The sequence below is a fragment of the Pseudoalteromonas aliena genome (assembly GCF_038155085.1).
GTDB lineage: Bacteria > Pseudomonadota > Gammaproteobacteria > Enterobacterales > Alteromonadaceae > Pseudoalteromonas > Pseudoalteromonas aliena_A.
The window spans coordinates 1-210 of record NZ_JBAKAU010000278.1 but is presented as its reverse complement, the minus strand read 5'-3'; the positions used below and the strand labels follow the sequence as shown (position 1 = coordinate 210).

Genomic DNA, 210 nt, shown 5'->3' with positions numbered 1-210 from the left:
GCAGTCACCCCGCAGCAAATTATTCAAAAAGATGACGTGATGCTGTTACTAGGTGACATAAAATCGGTGCCATTACTTACCCGTTTCGACGGTATAAAAGTAGTACACGAGAATCATCAAAAAGACATAGAACACTTAGTAGAAGTACTTGTAAGTCAGTCTTCAAAATATATAGGCAACTCCGTAAAAGAAGCCAGCTTTAGAGAGCAG

The 210-nt window shown here is 39.5% G+C and carries 1 pseudogene; it reads left to right on the top strand.

The window, feature by feature from the left end:
• A pseudogene (locus V6260_RS19385) lies at nt 1-210 on the top strand (SLC13 family permease); the annotation flags it as partial.